This is a genomic window from Methyloceanibacter sp. (genome assembly GCF_050728395.1).
Taxonomy (GTDB): Bacteria; Pseudomonadota; Alphaproteobacteria; order Rhizobiales; family Methyloligellaceae; genus Methyloceanibacter.
This window is the reverse complement of record NZ_JBOHJB010000021.1, coordinates 1-19,077: the sequence shown is the minus strand read 5'-3', so window position 1 is coordinate 19,077 and position 19,077 is coordinate 1. Positions and strand designations below refer to the sequence as shown.

Here is a 19,077-nt window from a genome sequence, read left to right as displayed (position 1 = left end):
TCAGAACAACCCGGGTAGGCGATCTTTCAGCTTCGCGGCCAGCGCATCGAGCGGGTTTTCGCGGATCGGCTCGATCTCGGCGAGCGCCGCGGCGAAGCTGTCAGGGGTCAGTTCCGCGATGGGCAGAACGCGGCACCAATTGCTGCGCACGAGAAATTCCCGGTAGGCCGATTCCTCGTCGGTGAAGCGGTGCGCTTGCGGCGCCACGCCGACCACGGGAAGCCGCGCCGACACGGCCTCCGACACCATGGTGCTCGAATCCTCGGTGCAGACGATCATTTCGGCCTTGCGAAACACATCAGGCAATGTGCCGGGGCCTGCGGTGCGGTAGTCGATGAAGCGCACGATGACGCTTTCGTCCTTGGCAAGCTCGGCCACGCGGTCGGCAACGAAGTCTGGAGTCCGCCGCGAGGTGGAGACGAGCCAGCGCGTGCCCCATGCCTTGGACAGGGCTCGCGCAAAATCGAGCAGAAGCTCCCATTCGCCGCGCCGGTAGCGGAACGGCCCGGCATTGCCGCCGATGAGCAGCCCGGCAAAATCCGGACGGCGATCGGGTCCATAGCGCGGCACCGTTGCCGGCCGGCCGAGCGCATCGGGATCGATGGCGGAAGGTTTGAGTACCACCATGTGGCGTGGACTTCCGGCATCGCGATCATAAGACGAAATCACCAGGCTGAAATTCTCAGGCCCAAGCCCGCGCAGCAGTGAGCCGCAAAAGATGTTGGGGACGCCAAGAAAACGCGTGACGCAGATATTCGGCATCTGCGTCTCGCCGCCGGCCGAGACCACGAGACCGGCCTTCGGCAGCGCCTCGGCGTCGATGCGGTAGGCCATGCGCAACATGCGCGGCGGATGGAAGCTTTCGGCGTTGATGCGCCGGCGCAGCCACCTGGTCGGCACGATCCACCGCCGGTGCACGAGAATGCGGGTGACCTCGACCGGGCGGAGCCGTTTCAACGCGGCAATGACGCCTTCGGCGAGGTGATAATGGCCCGGCCGCGTATCGGCGAGAAAGATCACTTTGAGCGGCGTCACTGGCTGACCGGGCCTTGGCGGAACAGTTTAAGGCGTTGCCGGGGTCATAAAGCCAAATTCATCCTAATTGAATCCCGATTTCGCGACTCCCCTCCCCGTGAGCGCGCTTGGCAAAGGCCGCCCACCCCGGCACAATCGGCGCCTCAAGGGACATGGAGCGGAATATGCCGGAGCGGGCGGCGAATTTGCGGGCCGATCTCATCCTGAAGGCGATGATCGCCGTGGCGTCGGCAGATGCCGGCGCCATCGAGGAGCGCGAGGTCAGCCTCATGCAGCAGGTCTATCGGGACCAGGCGAAAAGGCCAATCACGCCGCAAGAGATCGGCGAAATGTCGGAAGCGACGACCAGGGACGGCCTTCTCGCCGAGCTCACCGCCGCGGCTCCGGTGCTCGACCGCGAGACTAAGGAGGAGATCATCCGCGCCGCCTATCTTACGCTGATCGCCGACGGCCGCATAGCCGCGGAGGAGCGCAAGAAGCTGAAGGACATCGCCATGGCGCTGCGCGTGCCCGAGATTCATTTCGGCGCCATCCTGGAAGATCTCGCGCTGTGGCTCGAGGAGCAGAAGGCGAAGTGACGTAGGCCATAGTCGTCACTTCTGTCGAACCAAGGCTTGTCCAGCCTTGCACCTCGGACGCATCACTTGGGTTGCATCGACCTGCAATTTCCCCACAACCTGTAAGAACATCGTATTATGTCACAACTTGTCAGTCGTTGTGGAGGTCAGATCATGTCGCCAAAAGCAAACCCCAAGGCTGCACGACGCAAATCTTCAAAAAATGCAACTCCCCCCCACAGAAACGGACGCCTTAGCCGGAAGATAGCACACCAGCCGCGAGTCCATGACCTCGACCGCGGCTACTCAACACTCTCTCTCGACGATATCCTCGACGCACGCGACGAATATCACGTGCATCTCATGCGCCATCCGAATGTGGTGGCGACGGCCATCGGCTATTATCGCATTCGGCGCGGTGACTCATGGCCGCAAGATAAAAGGCAGTTCAAAGGGACAGGAGTCCGCAGGCTGACCAATTCAGAGGTCAGGCCCTATTCCTGGCCGGCGGTGTTGGTGTTCGTGCAAGACTGGATTGCCGCTAATGAGTTCGGTAAGGGTGGCGACCACGAAACCGAGGAGATGGTCCCGAAGACTCTCTATCTGCGGGACGGCCGCCTGGTACCGGTTTGCGTGATCGAAGCACCGCGCGACCCCAAAGGCGCACCCGAGCTGGAATCCATAAGGTATCCCCTCAACAATATCGGGAGCGGTCATCCCGTCATCATTCGGACTCAGAAGCGCGAGCATCTAGCCACGATTGCGTGTCTCGTCGGGGATGGACACAAGACCTACGCGCTGACCAACCGGCATGTCACTGGAGACGTCGGCGAGGTGATCTATTCGCAGCTCAACGGTCGCGACGAGAGGATCGGAGGCTCCACCTCCTTGCAGGCGCGCCGTGTCGCGTTCTCGGAACTCCACCCCGATTGGTCTGGCCGCGGCACCTTCGTCAACATGGATGCCGGGTTGATCGAGATCGACGATCTCAACCGTTGGACCGCCAAGTTGCCCGATGGGACCATTCCCGGCTTCATGTTCGATGTTTCGGCAGCAGGGTTCTCTATCGCTTATCGGTCGCTACGTGCGCGGCTACGGCTCGGCCAGCCGTTGGATGTATGGTGAGATCCATGCCCTGTTCTATCGTCATAAAGCGCGCGGAGGCTCCGAATATGTCTCGGATTTTTTTATCGGTCCGCGCACGCCGCACAAAGCCGAGCCGAAGCAACCTCACTTCGTGACGCGCCATGGCGATTCGGGAACCTTGTGGCTGCTTGAGCCCGAGCCCGATGACCGCCGGAAAAAATTTCCTGTCGGATGCACCGACTCCGCCATCGCTTCCAAAGGTTTTCGTCCGCTTGCGCTGCAGTGGGGCGCCAACTCCCTCTACTCGGGGAAGGACACCCAACCCTACGCTCTCGCCACCGCGCTCAGCACCATCTGCGAACGACTCGACGTGGATTTGCTGCGAGACTGGAATCTCGACCAGGATGAGACCTGGGGGGCGGTGGGTCACTTTTCGATCGCAAGCCGTGTATCCGGAGCACTTTCGCGAAGTGTCCCGACCCTCGCCAAGTTGATGAAAAACAATGCGCTCATCGTCAGCCACAATGATGCGACCATCCTAAAGAGCAGATTCAAGAACATGGGCGAGGACGCCTTCATCCCGATGGCCGACATTCCGGACTTCTTCTGGAAGCACGGCAAACAAGGCCATACGCGCGGAGTGGAGGGTCCCAACCATTTCGCCGACATGGATCAGAAGCGTCCGGGGGATGGTCTTGACCTGCTCACAATGTGCAAGAACCCGAAGAACATCGACCCGGATGCATGGAACGATTTTTACGGCACGATCAAGGACCTTTTAACTGGCCGCGACATCACACAAAATCATCGCGGCCTGCTGCCTTTCAGGGTCTGGCAGATCTTCGACTGCATGGTTGAATTCGTTCAAAACAACCAGATTCCGAAATTCGTCTGCGCCGCCGGCGTGTTAACCCATTATGTCGGCGACGCCTGCCAGCCCCTGCACATCTCTTATCTGCACGACGGCGATCCCCTGCAGGCAACCATTCACGTAGTGAAACACAGGGATGGAACCGAGGAGGAAAAGCGCATTCCGCTTGGTCAAGGCCTGCACGCCGCCTATGAAGACGACATGGTGAACGCCAATCGGGACAAAATCCTCAAGGGACTGAGTAAGACCCCCAAGGTGACCAAAAAGGACCTTGTAGCAAATGGATATGAGGCTGCGGTGAAGACCATCGAATTGATGCGCTCGACCTTCAAGAGACTGCAGCCACAGGATTTGCTCGACACCTACCTCGCGACCGACAAGGATGAAAATGCCGCAGAGGCGCTGTGGCGGCGTTTTGGCACAAAAACCATCGCGGCCATGCAAGGCGGCACACATCTTCTAGCGGTGTTGTGGGAAAGCGCCTGGGTTGCCGGTGGCGGCGAAGGCGCCAAGCGCTCGACCAAGGTGCTTAGTGAAGACCAAGCAATGGCGATCTGCGCACAGAAGACCTTCCTGCCGTCCTGCGCCATCAACCAAATCGGCCAATTTCTCGAGAAGCCGGCGACCGTCGCCGCCAGTCAAACCGCCTCTGGACGGCGCCCAGCAAAGGGAGGCCTTCAGGCGCCCCGGGTTGCCGCCGCGCCGGCGCGTTGATCCGGGCTATTGCGTTCTGTGAGTGGAGGCGACTACGGTTTCACCGTAAATGTCACCGATGGATCGCTCGCGTCCATGATCGTCAGCCACGCTCATAGATTCATCTTCCTCAAGACCAAGAAGACCGCCGGCACCAGCATCGAGCTTGCGCTCACCGGGCTCTGCGGGCCCGACGACGTCATCACGCCTTTGACCGAGATCGACGAGGCGCGGCGCGTGGGTGGCAGGTGCGCACAGAATTGGCGGCTGCACGGCTGGTGGGATAGCCCACGTCCGCTGTTCAAGCGCCGCTGGTTCAAATTCACCGCGGCGGATTACGGCTTCTACAATCACATGCCTGCGGCGGAGGCACGCGCGCGCATCGGCGACAAAGTGTGGCAGAGCTATTTCAAATTCGCCTTCGACCGCAATCCGTGGGACCGGCAGGTCTCCTTCTATCATCACCGCTACCGCAACGAAAAAGAGCCGCCGTCCTTTGCCACCTTCATGCATGAGGACGACCGCGCCCGCATCGACAATTTCGACATCTATTCCATCGGCGGCGACGTCGCGGTCGATTTCATCGGGCGCTTCGAAACGCTCGGCGAGGATCTGAAAATCGCGCTCGAGCGTGTGGGCGTGTGCCTTGCCACCGAGCTGCCGCGCGCCAAGACCGATTTTCGCCCCGCCGCCCTTCCCTATCGCGATTATTATGACGACGACACCAGGGGCATTGTGGCGCGCTGGTACGCGCGCGAGATCGAGCTGCTCGATTATGAGTTCTGAGCGCAGGCCGCATGATCATTTCGCACGAGCACAAATTCATCTTCCTGAAGACGAAGAAGACGGCCGGCACCGCCATCGAGGCGGCGCTGTCGGAGCTGTGCGGGCCCGATTGCGTAATCACGCCCTATAGGGAGGAGAGCGAGGAGGACCGCAAAGGCAGGCCGCCGCAGAACTATCGCATCGAGCATCCGCTGAAGCCGCAGCGGCCGCTGTGGCGAAAGCTGCTCGGGCGGCCTGAGCGCTACTATCACCCGAGTGTCGGCTATTACGAGCACATGCCGGCGCATCTCGTGCGCGCCTATGTCGGCGACGACGTCTGGCGGAGCTATGTCAAATTCGCCTTCGACCGTAATCCGTGGGACCGGCAAATCTCCTGGTACTTCTACAAGACCAAGTCCAAGGCGAGCCGGCCGAGCTTCGAGAGCTTCATGGCGAGCCGCCGCCGCGCCTATGTCGACAATCACGAAATCTACATGGAGGGGGCCAAGCTCGCGGTCGATTTCCTCGGCCGCTACGAAAATCTCGAGGCCGATCTCGCCACGGCGCTCGACTTGGTGGGGGTGGCACGCAAGCTGGACGTGCCCAAATCAAACGTCACGCCCGATAGGGAAACGCGGCAGGACTATCGGAGTTATTATTCGCCGCACACCGAGGCGCTGGTGCGCGACTGGTACGCGCCTGAGATCGCGCTGCTGAACTACCACTTCTGACGCATACCCCCTCCCTAACTACCGGCGTCATACCGGCGAAAGCCGGTATCCAGATTTTGTTTTCGCGCTTCCCCGCGCGAGCTGGATTCCGACTTTCGTCGGAATGACGCTCACTCACTGTGGTGGCGCCTGTTTACGCCCGGCCATGTGCTTGAGATAGCCGACGATGAGGTCGATCTCGCGATCGCTGAGGAGATCGGGCGGCAAGCCGTTCATCTTCATCCCCGGCCAACTACGTACCGATTTCGGGTCGCGGATCAAGGCATGCAGTCCTTCCGGCGTCATGTATTGGGTCGGATTCATGGGCAGGTTGAGATCAGGCCCGACAACGGACGCGCCGCCGCCATTCAATTTGTGGCAAGGCAGGCATTGGGCGATGTAGAGCGTCTGGCCGGCGCGGACGGGATCGTCGTCAGGGAGGCTCGGATCGACGGCGAGCCCAGGCCAGCGGGCGGCGGGCGAAAGCTGGCTCTCGAACTTCGCCAACTGATAGGCCCAGTACTCGCTCCGGATGCTCGCCACCTCAGGCCCGGTCCACACCACATAGAGCGGCCCGGCGGTGTAGTCCTTGCCGGCGATCTTGGGCCAGGGCTGGTCTTCCGGCTCGATCGCGACCCAGGCAATGGCCTTGCTCGCATCGGTGTTGCGCAACAGGTCGAGCGGGATCTGCGCGGCGAAGCCGTCGATGGCGACCGCCTCGATGACGCTGCCGGCGGGAAAAGTCAGGCCTGAGAGGAGAGCAGCGACCGGCACGGCGCGGTAGGTCATCGGCCCGCCATAGGCGATGTCCTTCGCCACCTCGATGGTGGCGGCGTCGGGCCGCTTCAGCAACTCCTCTCGCGTATAGCTGCGCGTCTCACCGCCTGCGGCAACCTCAAGCAACGGCTCGGCGGCGCGCGCCAGGCTCGGAATCAGCAGCAAAGCGCCGAAAACCAGGGCCCGCACGGCCGCGCAAATCCTTGCCTGGCTTGGCAAATTGCCCATGATTGCTCCTCTCGGAGGTCCCCTTTACTGTCCTTTACGTGATATTTGGTAGCATCCTCCCCTGTTCAGGCCCACAAAAGGAGTGCTGTAAGGTGAAATTGGAGTGCGGTATTGTCAAAATTCCATCATCGCTGGGGGGGATTGCTATGAGATCGCGAGTACTTGTTCTTGCGTTGACGTTCGGCGTGGCTTGCGGCGGATACGCATTTGCCGCCGATGAAGCGCCACAGCCGTTCACCCGCGCCGACTGCGACGCGGCCGGCATGACCTGGAATGACGGCACGAACGTTTGCGGCAGCGCCGACGCCATGGCCGCCGCTCCCGCCGCCGATTCGAGCGGAGACATGGCCGCAGCTCAGCCGCTCAACCGCGCCGACTGCGACGCGGCCGGCATGACTTGGAATGACGGCGCCAACGTTTGCGGTTCGGGAGCCGCTCAGCCACTCACCCGCGCCGACTGCGAGACTGCCGGGATGAAGTGGAATGACAAGCGGAACGTTTGCGGCGTCGGGCGCGCTACCGCGTCCGCAGTGGCTGGCGGCGCCGTAATGAAGGAAAAGAAAGTCGTCGAGAAGGGCGGGAAGAAGGTGGTCGTCAAGACACTGAGGACGAGCCACGGCGTAAAGAAGAAAGTCGTGCACAAGAAAAGTCACAAACACGAGACAACCGCCAAGAAGGGCAGCTTCTTGGAGTGGCTGAACGGGAAGAACAAGAAAAAGTCCTGAACCGATAAGGGCGCCGGCTGAACCGGCGCCCTCAAGATTTAGTGGTGGGCCCGGGAGGGCTCGAACCTCCAACCAGACGGTTATGAGCCGCCGGCTCTAACCAGTTGAGCTACGGGCCCCACGTTCATAGTCGCGTGATTCCGCCTCATTAGCAGAGTTCTATGCTGGCGCGAAACGGCTCGGGCCACGGCAGCCGCGCGTCCGCCTCCGGCGACGGGTGCCCGCCGGCCGTCAACGGTCGAAAGGACTCCCATGACGCTTAAACGCCAGACCGCCTTCCTCGCTCTGCTCATTTTCACCGCGCTCCCGGTCAATATGGCCAGCGCCGACGAGGCGCCGAAGCGCACCATCTCGCTCGCCGCCACCGGCGCAATTCGGACCACGCCGGACAAGGTCGATATCTCGACCGGCGTTACCGCCCAGGCGCCGACCGCCAAGGAGGCGCTCGCCAAGAACAGCGAGGCCATGACGCAAGTGGTTGCCGCGCTCAAAGCCGAAGGCTTGGACCCCAAGGACATCCAGACCACGAATTTCACGGTGCAGCCACTCTATGAAGAGCGGAAGGATGGACGGTCGCCGAACATCGTCGGCTATCAGGTGACCAATTCGGTTCAAGTGACCGTGCGCGACGTCGGCAAGCTCGGGCAGATCCTCGACAAGGTAGTGACGCTCGGCGCCAACGACGTGAACTCCATTGAGTTCGGCGTGGCCGAGCCCGAGGCCCTCAAGGACGAAGCGCGCAAGCTTGCCATGCGAAATGCCATCGCCAACGCCAAGCTCTATGCCGAAGCTGCCGGCGCCAAGCTCGGCAAGGTCCTGACCATCAGCGAAGACCAGGGCATCGTCTTCGCCCGCTCCGTCGCGCCGGCTCCCATGGAGATGGCCGCCAAGGCCGTCCCCATCGAGGCCGGAACCACCACGGTCGAGGCCCGCGTCAGCGTCACTTTCGAGCTGGACTAAGCGTGCCGGCCAGGCGCCTCGACATGATTCAAATCAAGGCCGAACCAGGGGCACGTCAGGTAGTTTTGCCGTCATGACCGTGCCACGCGCCGAAGTGCTGGACAGCGCCTATGCGCAAGAGCGGGCGGTGATGGTCTCCCGCCATCTTCGCGCCCGCGGCATCGAGGATCCCCTGCTGCTTGCCGCCATGGGCGCCGTGCCGCGCGAGGCCTTCGTGCCTGAGCATCTGCAGGAATTCTCCTATGAGGATTCGGCGCTGCCGATCGAGGCCGGGCAGACCATCTCGCAGCCTTACATCGTCGCGCGCATGATCGAGCTTGCCGAGATCAAACCGGGCGACAAGGTGCTCGAGGTCGGCGCCGGCTCAGGCTACGCCGCGGCGGTGATGACCCGCATGGCCAACAAGGTGTTCGCCATCGAACGCCACGAGGAGCTGGCCAAGCTTGCCCGCGCCAGGCTGAAGCGGCTCGGCCATGCCAACGTCGAGATCATCATCGCCGACGGCACCAAGGGCTTGCCGGAGGAAGCGCCCTTCCAGGCGATCATCGTCTCCGCCGGGGGTCCGCATGTTCCCGAGGCTCTGAAGCAGCAGCTTGCCATCGGCGGGCGGCTGATCATCCCGGTCGGGGAATTCGGCTGTCAGACGCTGATGCGCGTTCGCCGCACGGGCGAGGACGGCTTCATGGTGGAGGATTTCGGCGCGGTCGCCTTCGTGCCGCTGATCGGAGAGCAAGGATGGGCCGAGCCTCAGCGCGAGCGAATCAAAGAAGCGCTGGTTGACGCCGAGCCCACCGGCTTCGCCGCAGGCCTGCTTCTGCCGGCGAAGCGCGCGCTCACCATTCACGATCGCTTGAGCCGGCTGATGGCGAAGACTGCCGAGCCGTTCGGCGATCTGCACGAGCTGTGCAATCTCGTCGAGCGGTTCAGCGATGCCAAAGTCGTACTGCTCGGCGAGGCGACCCACGGCACGGCGGAGTTCTACCAGGCGCGGGCGCGCATCACAGAGATGCTGGTCGATCGACACGGCTTCAACATTGTGGCGGTAGAGGCCGACTGGCCTGACGCCGCGGTCTACGACGCCTACGTCCGTGGCCTGCCCCGTCCGGTGCTGCCGCAAGCAACCTTCACCCGCTTCCCAACCTGGATGTGGCGCAACGGCCAGGTGGCGGAGTTCCTCGACCGGTTGAAGGAGATCAACGCCACCATCGGCGATCCCGATCGCAAGGCGGCCTTCTACGGGCTCGATATCTACAGCCTTGGCGCCTCGATCGAGGCGGTGTTGCATTACCTCGACAAGGTCGATCCGGAAGCTGCCAGGATCGCGCGTCAGCGCTACGGTTGCCTCGTTCCTTGGCGCGCCGAGCCCGCCCGCTACGGCCGCATGGCCCTCTCCCGCGGCTACGCCGTGTGCGAGAAGCCAGTCGCCGATGCGCTGACCGATCTCTTGCGCAAGCGGCTCGTCTATCTCGCCAAGGATGGCGAGGCCTTTTTCGACGCCGAGCAGAATGCGCGCATCGTGACCGGCGCCGAGCAATATTACCGCGCCATCTATTACGGCGACGCGGCGTCGTGGAATCTGCGCGACCAGCATATGTTCGACACGCTCTCCCGCCTGCTCGCCGAGCGCGGGCCTGACGCCAAGGCGGTGGTCTGGGCGCACAACTCCCATATCGGCAATGCGGCCTTCACCGAGATGGGCCAGGTGCGTGGCGAGCACAATATCGGGCAGCTCGCGCGCCAGCGCTTCGGCGAGGACGCGGTGCTGATCGGCTTCGGCACCGACCGCGGCACCGTTGCTGCAGCTTCGGACTGGGACGGGGACATGGAGATCAAGCGCGTGCGCCCTGCCCGCGACGATTCCTATGAGGGCCGGTCGCGCGACACCGGCATCGCCGCCTTCCTGCTCGAGACCGGCCCCGGTCAAAGGGAGTTCGTGCGTGCCGAGCTTGCCGAGCCGCTGCTCGAGCGCGCCATCGGTGTCATCTACCGGCCCGAGACTGAGTTGCTCTCGCACTACTTCCAGGCCGAGCTGTCACGTCAGTTCGATGCCTGGATCTGGTTTGCCGAGACCCAAGCGGTGGCGGCGCGCCCGGTGCACGCCCACGGCCCCGACGAGACCTATCCCTTCGGCCTTTGAGCCGCATCGCAAACTGCGGCAGCGTTTTGTTTCATTTTGTTTCTCGTCCCAAGGATTGCCTTTTTGTAACGCTTAGCTCTCCCCGGTGCGTGCTATCGCGTGGGCCCAGGGGAAAGCATGACAACGCGCTTTCTGCTCATTCTCATGGTGGCCGCCGCGGCCGGTGCTGGAGCCTACTATTATTGGCACCAGAGTGGCCCGAGCCGGCTCGACATTCAGACGGCCGAGGTCGAGCGCGGCGACGTGCGCCGCGTGGTGTCGACCTCAGGCACGGTGAGCGCACTCGTCACCGTCGATATCGGCTCGCAGCTCTCCGGCAATATCGGCGCGGTCAACGTCGACTATTCGAGCGAGGTCAAGCAGGGTGAGGTGCTCGCCCGCATCGAGCCGTCGAGCTTCGAGACGCGCGTGCGCGAGGAGGAAGCCGCCGTCGCCGTGGCCAAGGCCAATGTCGACTTGCAAGAGGCCGGCATCGGGCGGGCTGAGGCCAATCTGCACAAAGCCGAGCTCGACCTCGGCCGCGCCAAGGAGCTCGTCGCCAAGGGCGCCACGTCGCAGGCGGCTCTGGACACCGCGATTGCCGCCGAGCAAGGCGCCATTGCCGACCTCGCCATTGCCAAGGCCAATGTCGAGACCGCCAAGGCCACGCTGTCCCAACATGAGGCGACGCTCGACAGCGCCCGCATCGACCTCGACCGCACCTATATCCGCTCGCCCATCGACGGGGTGGTGATCGACAAGATCGTGGAGGTTGGGCAAACCGTGGCCGCAAGCCTGCAGGCGCCGAAGCTCTTCACCATCGCCCAGGATCTCAACCAGGTGCAGATCCAGGCGCAGGTCGACGAGGCCGATATCGGCCAGGTGACTAGCGGCAACCAGGTCAGCTTCACGGTCGACGCCTATCCCGACGCGACCTTCGAGGGAAAGGTCGAGCAGATCAGGCTCGCGCCGGTCTCCTTGCAGAACGTCGTCACCTATACCGTGGTGATCGGCGCCGACAATCAGCTCGGCCGCCTCTTGCCCGGCATGACCGCCAATGTCGAGATCGTCACCGGCGAGCATCCGGGCGTCGTGGTGGTGCCCAACGATGCACTGCGCTTCCAGCCGCGCGGGAGCGCCGAGGCGTTGATCAGCGATGCGACGGCGACGGTCTCCACGCCGACAGCGTCTGCCGTAGGCGACCGCACCAGCCGGCTGCTCGACCGGCTCAAGGTCGACCTCGAGCTCACCGCGGAAGAAGCGGCAAAGGTGCGCTCCGGCGTCGACGCCGAGTTTGCGGCGCTCCGCAGCGCAGGCCCTCCCGGCGCCGGGCCGAACCAGGAAGACGCACGCGAGCAGGCGCGCATGCGCGTCGCCAAGGTGCTGCGCGCCGTGCTCACGCCTGATCGCTACAAGAAATACGAGGAGCTGCAGCGCGCGCGCCCGAGCAGCCCGCGCTCCGCCACGGTGTGGACCTATGAGGGCGGGCGCTTGGTGCCGCATCAGCTTCGCCTCGGCCTCTCCGATTCCAACCTCACCGAGGTGGCCGATGGGCTCGAGCCCGGCGCCCACGTGGTGCTGCGCGCCCGCGAGGTGGCGCCATGACGGAAGTGCCGGCTGCCTCCGCTTCCCCGCAGATCGTGGCGCGCGATCTCACCAAGACCTATCGCATGGGCGACAGCGTCATCGGCGCGCTGCAAGGCATCAATGTCGAGGTTACTCGCGGCGAGTATCTTGCCGTCACCGGACATTCAGGCTCGGGCAAATCGACCTTTATGAATTTGATCGGGGCGCTCGACACCCCGACCTCCGGCTCGCTCAAGATCGAGGGAAGCGAGCTCTCGGGCTTGAGCTCCGATGGGCTCGCGCAATACCGCAACGAGAAGATCGGCTTCGTGTTCCAGACATTCAACCTGCTGGCGCGGACGAGCGCGCTCGACAACGTGGCGCTCCCTATTCGCTATTCGCACCGTGCCGGCAAGGCCGACGCGCGGGAGAAGGCGCGCGAATGCCTGGCGCGTGTTGGCCTCGCCGAGCGCGAGCGGCATCAGCCCTCCGAACTCTCCGGCGGCCAGCAGCAGCGCGTGGCCATCGCCCGGGCTCTGGTCAACGATCCCCATATCCTGCTCGCCGACGAGCCGACCGGCGCGCTCGACAGCCGAACCACCGACGAGATCATCGCCCTGTTCGAACAGCTGAACCAAGGCGGCATCACCGTGATCCTGGTCACCCACGAACTCGACATCGCCGCCCGCGCCCACCGCCGCATCACCTTCAAGGACGGCCTCATGGTCGAGGACACCAAGTGAACCCGTTCGCAGCCTTCAAGGTCGCCATCGCGGCGCTCAGGCTCAATGCGCTCCGCAGCTTCCTCGCCATGCTCGGCGTGATCATCGGCGTCGCCTCGGTGATCGTCATGGTGTCGGTGGCGAGCGGCGCCGGACAAGCCATCGAGGACAGGATCAAGGCGCTCGGCACCAATCTGCTGGTCATCCAGCCTGGCTCCTACACGTCCGGCGGCCGGCGCGCCGGCGAAGGCACCGCGCTCGCGCTCTCCGAATCCGACCTCGCCACCATCAAGGAGAAGGTTCCCGGCGTCGCCGCGGCGACCGGCGTGGTGAGCGGCTCGGCGCCGATCGTGGTCGGCAACACCAATTGGACGACCTCGATCGACGGCGTCGGCGGCGATTTCCTCGAGGTGCGCGACTGGGCGCTGACCGAAGGCCGCAGCTTCACCGAGGCGGAGCTCAGATCGGCGGCGAAGGTGATCATCCTCGGCGCCACCACCGCACGCGAGCTGTTCGGCGAAGGACCGGCGATCGGCCAGCAGGTGCGCGTGATGAACGTGCCCTTCACCGTGATCGGGCTGCTCGCGCCGAAGGGCCAGTCCGGCTTCGGCCAGGACCAGGACGACACGGCCGTGGTGCCGGTCTCGACCGCGCGCCGCCGCCTGTTCGGCGCGGAGAAGACGGTGCCCGACAACCTCAAGCGCATCATGGTCGAGGTCGCCTCGGCCGAGGAGATGAGCGACGCGCAGAGCGAGATCGAGACCTTGCTCCGCTCCCGCCGCCATGTGCGCTTGGGCACCCCCGACGACTTCCAGGTGCGCAACATGGCTGAGTTCATCCGCACCCGCTCCGAGACGCAGAACATCCTGAGCCTGCTGCTCGGCGCCACCGCAGCCATCTCGCTGATCGTCGGCGGCATCGGCATCATGAACATCATGCTCGTCTCGGTGACCGAGCGCACCAAGGAGATCGGCCTGCGCATGGCGGTCGGGGCGCGGCGCCGCGACATCCTCAGCCAATTCCTCATCGAGGCGGTGACGCTCTGCCTCACCGGCGGGCTGATCGGGCTCGCCATCGGCGGCGGCGCGGCCATCGCGCTCTCGATCTGGGGCGCCTGGCCGATCGCGCTGTCACCGGCCCTCGTGATCGTGGCCCTCGCCGCGGCGGCGCTGGTCGGCATCTTCTTCGGCTATTATCCCGCCCGCCGCGCCTCGCTGATGAACCCCATCGACGCGCTCCGCTACGAATGACTTCGTCATAAGTAGCTTCGCTACGCGTAACTTCCCTTTCGTCATTGCCCGGCTTGACCCGGCAATCCACTGGTGACTACGGGCTCCGGCCAAGTTGCACCTCTCTATTGGATGCCCGGGACTTCGCCCGGGCATGACGCTGGAAGGAAACGTCACCGTCCGCGAGGATATTTCGCGTCTGAACTGACTCTGCTCTAGTCTCCGCCAACGCACTTCTCGCTACCCAAGGACCAGATCCATGCCCAGCCTGCCAAGCCTCGCCATCGACCCGCTGATCGCCGTCGCCGTCGTCTTCGCCACGGCCTGCACCGACGCCGTCTATGTCATGTTCACCAACGCGGTGGTGAAGCGAAAGCGGTTCCCGGCGGCGGCTTGGAGCAGCGTCTGGTATATGCTCTCCTCGTTTGCCGTCATCAGCTACACTCACCATTGGATCTATGTGGTGTTCGCCGCGATTGGCTCCTTCATCGGCGCCTATGTGACCATGACCTTCCTGCATCCTGGCCCCGTCTACCCGCCGCCGCCGGTCGGCTCCGCCGCGGCTTGATTGTTTTTCCTACCTCCCCCTCGCGGGGAGGTCCGACGACGCCTTCTTCCAGGCGGCGTCGGGGTGGGGACCACTCTTCTGCGCTTCGCCCCACCCGGCGATCCCGGCTCGAAGCCGGGCTCGCCACCCTCCCCGTCAAGGGGAGGGATAAAATACAGCACCAGAACGCCCCTCTCTTTCGCCAAGTCCGGGCATGACACAGCAGGAAACGTCTCGCCGGGCAGAACCCGCGAGGCATGTCAAAGAGCCGCGCTCAAGCAGCGCGAAGCGCGGTAGCGCATCGAAAACGAGAGATGCGGGGTGCCAAGCGGCCGCGTCCTATTGTTAGGGGCAGTCTTCAGGCGCCCCGCTTGCGGCGATATGTTAAGCCCCTTCCCCTCGCCTACCGCCTCTTCCGCGGGCAGCTTCTAGCTGCCGGCAGAGATGGACCCGGGCTTTCCAACCCAGGCGGGGGCCAGACGAGCCCCTGAGGTGGTCCGTTACCCCGGCCGCGAAACGCGAGGCCACTCTTTCTCAGATGAGGCCGCAGGTCCGTTCCGCGGTTCTCCTCAGGCGCCGCATCCCAACCCCACATGACAGAGACGGCCTAGGTCACGCATCCCTCGCGGGGAAGAGCTGGGCGCATTTTAGGGGAGCTTGGAGGCGCGGGGATAACTTCAATGCTCGCATCATTCCGGCGAACGCCGGAATCCGGCGCGCGGCATGCGCAAAACAAAAACTGGATACCGGCTTTCGCCGGTATGACGACACTTGGAGGGGCGGGGATAAAGGGTGAAAAGCGTGGCAAATCCCACAGCGCCAATCTGAGCGATAGACGAGACTCTCCCTCAAGCTCGAGGCGACCTTGAGCACTGAGATTGGAAAAGGAGATTCGGACATGATCGCGCTCACGAATATCCTGAGTTTGGCGGAAGCCGATCCGTCAGAGTCGAGAAGCACCGACATCGAAATGACTCCATCGCAGTTTGCAGCCGCCCATTGGGTCGCGGAGTTCCTTGGCCGCCGCACGATCGACACGGCAACGCAGCCTTCAGCCGCGGACGAGACCTGCGAGCTGAGCGATCCCCTCCCTGTCGGAGAGATGGCGCCGGCTTAGCGACGCGCCGAGCCGGGGATAAGAGGGGAGTGACTTGCAACAGCGCACCTTCTTCATACCTCCCCCTTGTGGGGAGGTCGGCGCGCGCATGCGCGCCGGGTGGGGGCATCGCGGTAAGCAGCGCGCGAGTAGCGCAATCAAAAATGAGGGGTTCGCCGGGTGGGTGGATAGGCTCCCCCACCCCGACGCCGCCGCAGCTTCGATGCGCCATCGCTTCGCTACTTGAGCGCTGGGGCGTCGTCGGACCTCCCCGCGAGGGGGAGGTATGAAGACCGGTCGCTGTCGCCGCAGCGAGAACCCCCTCTCCCCACAGGGAGAGGAAGAAGTGTAAGTCTTGGAGCCGGAACCCCCTCTCCCCATCGGGGAGAGGGATGGGGTGAGGGAACCGACCTATCAGATTTCGATTCCACCCGACTGCTTCGCGCGCGCTTTGCAGTCGACCCTCGGGTCGAGCCCGAGGGCAGGCTCTCTTCCCGCTGGGGAGAGGAGAAGTGCTCGCCCAAGCTCACCCGTTGTCATTCCCGCGAAAGCGGGAATCCAGTACTTGCCGCCCGTCGAGTCATTCGCCGGACTTTCACCCGCACCGATTACTGGATCGCCCGGTCAAGCCGGGCGATGACAAAGGAAAGTTGTGAGAGCGGCCCAAGACTAGCGGGAGAGGCGGCGCTTGTTCTTGCGCACGCGGGACGACATGCGGCGCATGGCCTTGTTCATCGAGCCGCCGGTGGCGAGCGTCGTCGCCGCCTCGGCGAAGGCCACGCCCTTCTCGGCCACCATGCGCCGCGCCTCGGTCTCGGCAGCCTTGCCGCCCTGCGCAAGCTTCAACATGCGCAAGGCCATCACCGTCTGCATCTCGCAACCAAGCCGCGCGGCATCGAGGGAGAATTTCATCCAAGCTGAGAACATGGCTTCCGCATAAAGGGGGGTCGGTGGGGCGAATGCAAGGACTCTCGCCGGAATAGCCGGAATCCAACTCAGTGGCTTTTTCCACATCAGGTCGAGATCGGCAAGCGCGCACTGTGAGCGCTGCCCCAGTTAGGCGGCAAAATCGCTCACGCTGGGGTAGACGTGCACGATGTACTTGGAAAGGCGATTACGGTCCTTGATTCCAAGCACATGCCGGACGACTTGATATGCAGCCTCCCATTCTTGCGGCGATGCTGGTCCGCGCATGTCGGTATCACCGACGACATTGACGAGTACCAGCCATGCCTTCTGCCCATGCGTACGCAGAAAGTAGAGATGAGCGAGGCGATTGGTTAGCTGGTAAAAGATCTCGGTCCACGGCGCACGGGGATTTGCTCCCAGATAGGACACGGTCTTTCTCAGTGCTGCTCTAATTTTTCTGAGTGAATCCGAACTTGCGCCCGCCGGGGACGAACAGAGCTCATCGATGTGCGCCTTGGCTTCGACCAGAAGAATGTCGCCTCGGTCGGATCGCCCTAGAGCGTCCCATTGAGGTCCGCGAGCCGGCCAGAATTTGGAGAGCTTGGCTGTGAGGTCTGACGCTTTGATTTTTTCCAAGAATGCGGCATCGCTATATTCGGCATGATCGTCCGATGAAATGGGCGATGTCCAAGCGATGCTCTTTGCGCCGGTTAGCTTGGGCAAGATAAGCTCATCAAGCTTTCGAGGAGGAACTTGATTGATTGCCTTCTGAATCCATTTCAGGCTGCCGCGCTTTCCGACAGGTTGTTTGACCCGGCCCATTCGCTCCCCCGTTGTTGTCGACGCTGCAAGACTTCTACCCTAACGAGTGATCAAAGCCTCCGCCACCCCTCCCCGCGTTGGGTGGGTCAACCTGCTGCGCCGCTTGAGCGCAGGGAATTGCCTCGACCCGGGGGGCGAATGGGCGCAGGGTGAATTTCAGACGCCTGCCCCGGGCGCAAAAAACCAGCCTTCACCCTCAAAGGGTGAGAAACAGGAGCTTCATGCGTTCCGCCAATGACAACGAGACTTCGAGGCGCCTGCCGAGCGCGGCCTGGCTCCTCGCGATGGCTGTGTCCGCGGCGATCCTGATCTACGGAACCTTCGTGATTCTGAACCTCGCGGGCCTGCGCTAACCGGCCGCAACGCGCGGGGCCCTTCGCGGGGCCCGGTTTGGCATTCGCATCTTTCATGAGCTGAAAACGTGCACGGCCGGCCCTGGCTCACGCGCCGGACCGGCCATGACGACGGGACGAGATACGAACCCGCTTCAGTTCAGGATGTGGGACGAGACGAGACCGACCGCGGCAATGCTCAGCACCGCCAGAAGCGTGCTGTAGATCAGAACGTGGGGAAATGGGTCGTCGGAATAAACGCTTGCAATAGATAGCTTCATTCGGAACTCCGATTCGAGGATGTGAGTTGAACTTCTATAAGATAAATGCGCTTTAATTAAGTCGCATGAGAATATTTCGGCGCAAATATATAATATTTCTGTGGCGCACTTGTTTTTCTGTCCGACAGGTTCCATATCGTTATAATGATTTTGGATGATGATCATTCAGAATTTACTTCCTTTAATGTGGAGTCTAACATGGAAAATTCATCCTCAACCAATAGCGTGACATCCAATAATCCCGAGCAGAACAAGTTGACCGTGATGAAGGACATTCGTGCCAAGTGGAGCCATTTCTCCGAGCAGGAGGTTTCCGCGCTCAAGGGCAAGGCCGACCTCGTGACCCAGGTCGCGGCCAAATACGGCCTCGAGCAGGCGCAGGCCCAGCGTGAAGTCGACGCAGTGTTGAAGGGCCGCCAGATCGGCGCCGGCGCTTAAGGGCGCCAGTCTCCGAGGCTGCTCAGCCTCGGTTTCATTTTCCGTCCACGCCAAAAGCCTCAACCATGAAGGCGACGCGTCGTGGATGTGGGGGTTCAGGCCAAGGCCGACCCAAACGTGTGAGCCGCCTTCGGGCGGCTCTCTTTTTTTGAGCCGCGCGGGATAGGATGGGCTATTCCACTCAAGTGATTCGCCAGCCGAGAGGAGCACGACATGGCCAAAGGCCAAATGCGGAGCAACAAGGAGAAGAAGAAGCCGAAGCAGGACAAGAAGAAGGTCGTGCCGGCGCCCTCTCCCCTCTCCCTCGATCAGCGCCCCAAGCCCGGCCAGGGCGGCGGCGCGAAGAAATAGCTTGTCATGGCGCTACCGCGCTTCGCGCCTTGAGCGCGATGTCTTGCGCTACCGCGCTGCCGATACCGCGTGCATGGTGGCTGCATCCCGGTTCTGCGCGGCCTCAAGCTCCGCAGGATCGATGGTCACCATTTCCACCGCGGCTCCGGACAGCTCCGGCACGAAGATGACCGTCGCGACTCGGCGGTAGGCCATGAAGGACAGCCCCTCGAGGAGCTCCTCGTCGGTCACCACCCGATAGTCGGCCGGCGGCAGCACATG

The 19,077-nt window shown here is 63.0% G+C and carries 22 protein-coding genes and 1 tRNA gene; 16 read left to right on the top strand and 7 right to left on the bottom strand.

Annotation, left to right across the window (positions count from 1 at the left end; genetic code table 11):
• On the bottom strand, window positions 1-1,035 hold the full coding sequence (locus ACREC7_RS05715) for an ELM1/GtrOC1 family putative glycosyltransferase (RefSeq protein ID WP_431554728.1): 1,035 nt from the start codon (window positions 1,033-1,035) through the stop codon (window positions 1-3).
• A 164-nt stretch (window positions 1,036-1,199) separates the two neighbouring features.
• On the opposite strand from ACREC7_RS05715, the gene ACREC7_RS05710 reads away from it, so the two are divergent.
• The 5 genes from ACREC7_RS05710 to ACREC7_RS05690 all read left to right on the top strand — a co-directional run bounded on the left by ACREC7_RS05710 (window position 1,200) and on the right by ACREC7_RS05690 (window position 5,738).
• Window positions 1,200-1,613: a hypothetical protein gene (locus ACREC7_RS05710; protein WP_431554727.1), complete on the top strand. Its 414-nt coding sequence runs from the start codon at window positions 1,200-1,202 to the stop codon at window positions 1,611-1,613.
• 153 nt (window positions 1,614-1,766) lie between these two features.
• Complete coding sequence (locus tag ACREC7_RS05705; RefSeq protein ID WP_431554726.1) at window positions 1,767-2,717, top strand: hypothetical protein; 951 nt, start codon at window positions 1,767-1,769, stop codon at window positions 2,715-2,717.
• Window positions 2,677-4,263: a hypothetical protein gene (locus tag ACREC7_RS05700; protein ID WP_431554725.1), complete on the top strand. Its 1,587-nt coding sequence runs from the start codon at window positions 2,677-2,679 to the stop codon at window positions 4,261-4,263. Before ACREC7_RS05705 ends, ACREC7_RS05700 begins: the two co-directional genes overlap by 41 nt.
• Window positions 4,264-4,281: 18 nt before the next feature.
• Window positions 4,282-5,028 carry a sulfotransferase family 2 domain-containing protein gene (locus tag ACREC7_RS05695; RefSeq protein WP_431554745.1) on the top strand — a complete coding sequence of 249 codons (747 nt, stop codon included), beginning with the start codon at window positions 4,282-4,284 and terminating at the stop codon, window positions 5,026-5,028.
• A gap of 11 nt (window positions 5,029-5,039) precedes the next feature.
• Complete coding sequence (locus tag ACREC7_RS05690; RefSeq protein WP_431554724.1) at window positions 5,040-5,738, top strand: sulfotransferase family 2 domain-containing protein; 699 nt, start codon at window positions 5,040-5,042, stop codon at window positions 5,736-5,738.
• 114 nt (window positions 5,739-5,852) lie between these two features.
• Here the strand turns inward: ACREC7_RS05690 and ACREC7_RS05685 are convergent, their stop codons facing one another.
• A complete protein-coding gene (locus ACREC7_RS05685) occupies window positions 5,853-6,683 on the bottom strand; it encodes a c-type cytochrome (RefSeq protein ID WP_431554723.1) in 831 nt (276 codons plus the stop codon).
• 185 nt (window positions 6,684-6,868) lie between these two features.
• Here ACREC7_RS05685 and ACREC7_RS05680 point away from each other — a divergent pair, with 185 nt between their 5' ends.
• On the top strand, window positions 6,869-7,447 hold the full coding sequence (locus ACREC7_RS05680) for a hypothetical protein (RefSeq protein WP_431554722.1): 579 nt from the start codon (window positions 6,869-6,871) through the stop codon (window positions 7,445-7,447).
• 42 nt (window positions 7,448-7,489) lie between these two features.
• On the opposite strand, the gene ACREC7_RS05675 is transcribed toward ACREC7_RS05680, so the two are convergent.
• Window positions 7,490-7,566, bottom strand: a tRNA-Ile gene (locus tag ACREC7_RS05675).
• A gap of 133 nt (window positions 7,567-7,699) precedes the next feature.
• On the opposite strand from ACREC7_RS05675, the gene ACREC7_RS05670 reads away from it, so the two are divergent.
• The 7 genes from ACREC7_RS05670 to ACREC7_RS05640 all read left to right on the top strand — a co-directional run bounded on the left by ACREC7_RS05670 (window position 7,700) and on the right by ACREC7_RS05640 (window position 15,704).
• A complete protein-coding gene (locus ACREC7_RS05670; protein WP_431554721.1) occupies window positions 7,700-8,407 on the top strand; it encodes an SIMPL domain-containing protein in 708 nt (235 codons plus the stop codon).
• Window positions 8,408-8,480: 73 nt separating this feature from the next.
• A complete protein-coding gene (locus ACREC7_RS05665) occupies window positions 8,481-10,544 on the top strand; it encodes a protein-L-isoaspartate(D-aspartate) O-methyltransferase (protein WP_431554720.1) in 2,064 nt (687 codons plus the stop codon).
• A gap of 117 nt (window positions 10,545-10,661) precedes the next feature.
• Complete coding sequence (locus tag ACREC7_RS05660) at window positions 10,662-12,128, top strand: efflux RND transporter periplasmic adaptor subunit (RefSeq protein ID WP_431554719.1); 1,467 nt, start codon at window positions 10,662-10,664, stop codon at window positions 12,126-12,128.
• On the top strand, window positions 12,125-12,832 hold the full coding sequence (locus ACREC7_RS05655) for an ABC transporter ATP-binding protein (protein WP_431554718.1): 708 nt from the start codon (window positions 12,125-12,127) through the stop codon (window positions 12,830-12,832). The genes ACREC7_RS05660 and ACREC7_RS05655 overlap by 4 nt, the downstream gene beginning before the upstream one ends.
• The gene (locus ACREC7_RS05650) at window positions 12,829-14,061 is read left to right on the top strand and encodes an ABC transporter permease (RefSeq protein WP_431554717.1); all 1,233 of its coding nucleotides are present in this window, start codon (window positions 12,829-12,831) and stop codon (window positions 14,059-14,061) included. Before ACREC7_RS05655 ends, ACREC7_RS05650 begins: the two co-directional genes overlap by 4 nt.
• 238 nt (window positions 14,062-14,299) lie before the next feature.
• Window positions 14,300-14,608 (top strand): hypothetical protein, encoded by a 309-nt coding sequence (locus tag ACREC7_RS05645; protein ID WP_431554716.1) that lies wholly within the window; start codon window positions 14,300-14,302, stop codon window positions 14,606-14,608.
• Window positions 14,609-15,485: 877 nt separating this feature from the next.
• The gene (locus ACREC7_RS05640) at window positions 15,486-15,704 is read left to right on the top strand and encodes a hypothetical protein (RefSeq protein ID WP_431554715.1); all 219 of its coding nucleotides are present in this window, start codon (window positions 15,486-15,488) and stop codon (window positions 15,702-15,704) included.
• Window positions 15,705-16,352: 648 nt separating this feature from the next.
• On the opposite strand, the gene ACREC7_RS05635 is transcribed toward ACREC7_RS05640, so the two are convergent.
• Both ACREC7_RS05635 and ACREC7_RS05630 read right to left on the bottom strand, forming a co-directional pair.
• Window positions 16,353-16,610: a hypothetical protein gene (locus ACREC7_RS05635; RefSeq protein ID WP_431554714.1), complete on the bottom strand. Its 258-nt coding sequence runs from the start codon at window positions 16,608-16,610 to the stop codon at window positions 16,353-16,355.
• A gap of 129 nt (window positions 16,611-16,739) precedes the next feature.
• Window positions 16,740-17,414: a hypothetical protein gene (locus ACREC7_RS05630; protein ID WP_431554713.1), complete on the bottom strand. Its 675-nt coding sequence runs from the start codon at window positions 17,412-17,414 to the stop codon at window positions 16,740-16,742.
• A gap of 221 nt (window positions 17,415-17,635) precedes the next feature.
• Here ACREC7_RS05630 and ACREC7_RS05625 point away from each other — a divergent pair, with 221 nt between their 5' ends.
• Window positions 17,636-17,767 (top strand): hypothetical protein, encoded by a 132-nt coding sequence (locus ACREC7_RS05625; protein ID WP_431554712.1) that lies wholly within the window; start codon window positions 17,636-17,638, stop codon window positions 17,765-17,767.
• 134 nt (window positions 17,768-17,901) lie between these two features.
• On the opposite strand, the gene ACREC7_RS05620 is transcribed toward ACREC7_RS05625, so the two are convergent.
• A complete protein-coding gene (locus ACREC7_RS05620) occupies window positions 17,902-18,027 on the bottom strand; it encodes a hypothetical protein (protein WP_431554711.1) in 126 nt (41 codons plus the stop codon).
• 198 nt (window positions 18,028-18,225) lie between these two features.
• Between ACREC7_RS05620 and ACREC7_RS05615 the strand changes: the two genes are divergently transcribed.
• Both ACREC7_RS05615 and ACREC7_RS05610 read left to right on the top strand, forming a co-directional pair.
• Window positions 18,226-18,465 carry a hypothetical protein gene (locus tag ACREC7_RS05615; RefSeq protein WP_431554710.1) on the top strand — a complete coding sequence of 80 codons (240 nt, stop codon included), beginning with the start codon at window positions 18,226-18,228 and terminating at the stop codon, window positions 18,463-18,465.
• 213 nt (window positions 18,466-18,678) lie between these two features.
• A complete protein-coding gene (locus ACREC7_RS05610) occupies window positions 18,679-18,816 on the top strand; it encodes a hypothetical protein (RefSeq protein ID WP_431554709.1) in 138 nt (45 codons plus the stop codon).
• 48 nt (window positions 18,817-18,864) lie between these two features.
• Here the strand turns inward: ACREC7_RS05610 and ACREC7_RS05605 are convergent.
• A partial coding sequence (locus ACREC7_RS05605; RefSeq protein WP_431554708.1) for a hypothetical protein occupies window positions 18,865-19,077 on the bottom strand: 213 nt, incomplete at its 5' end.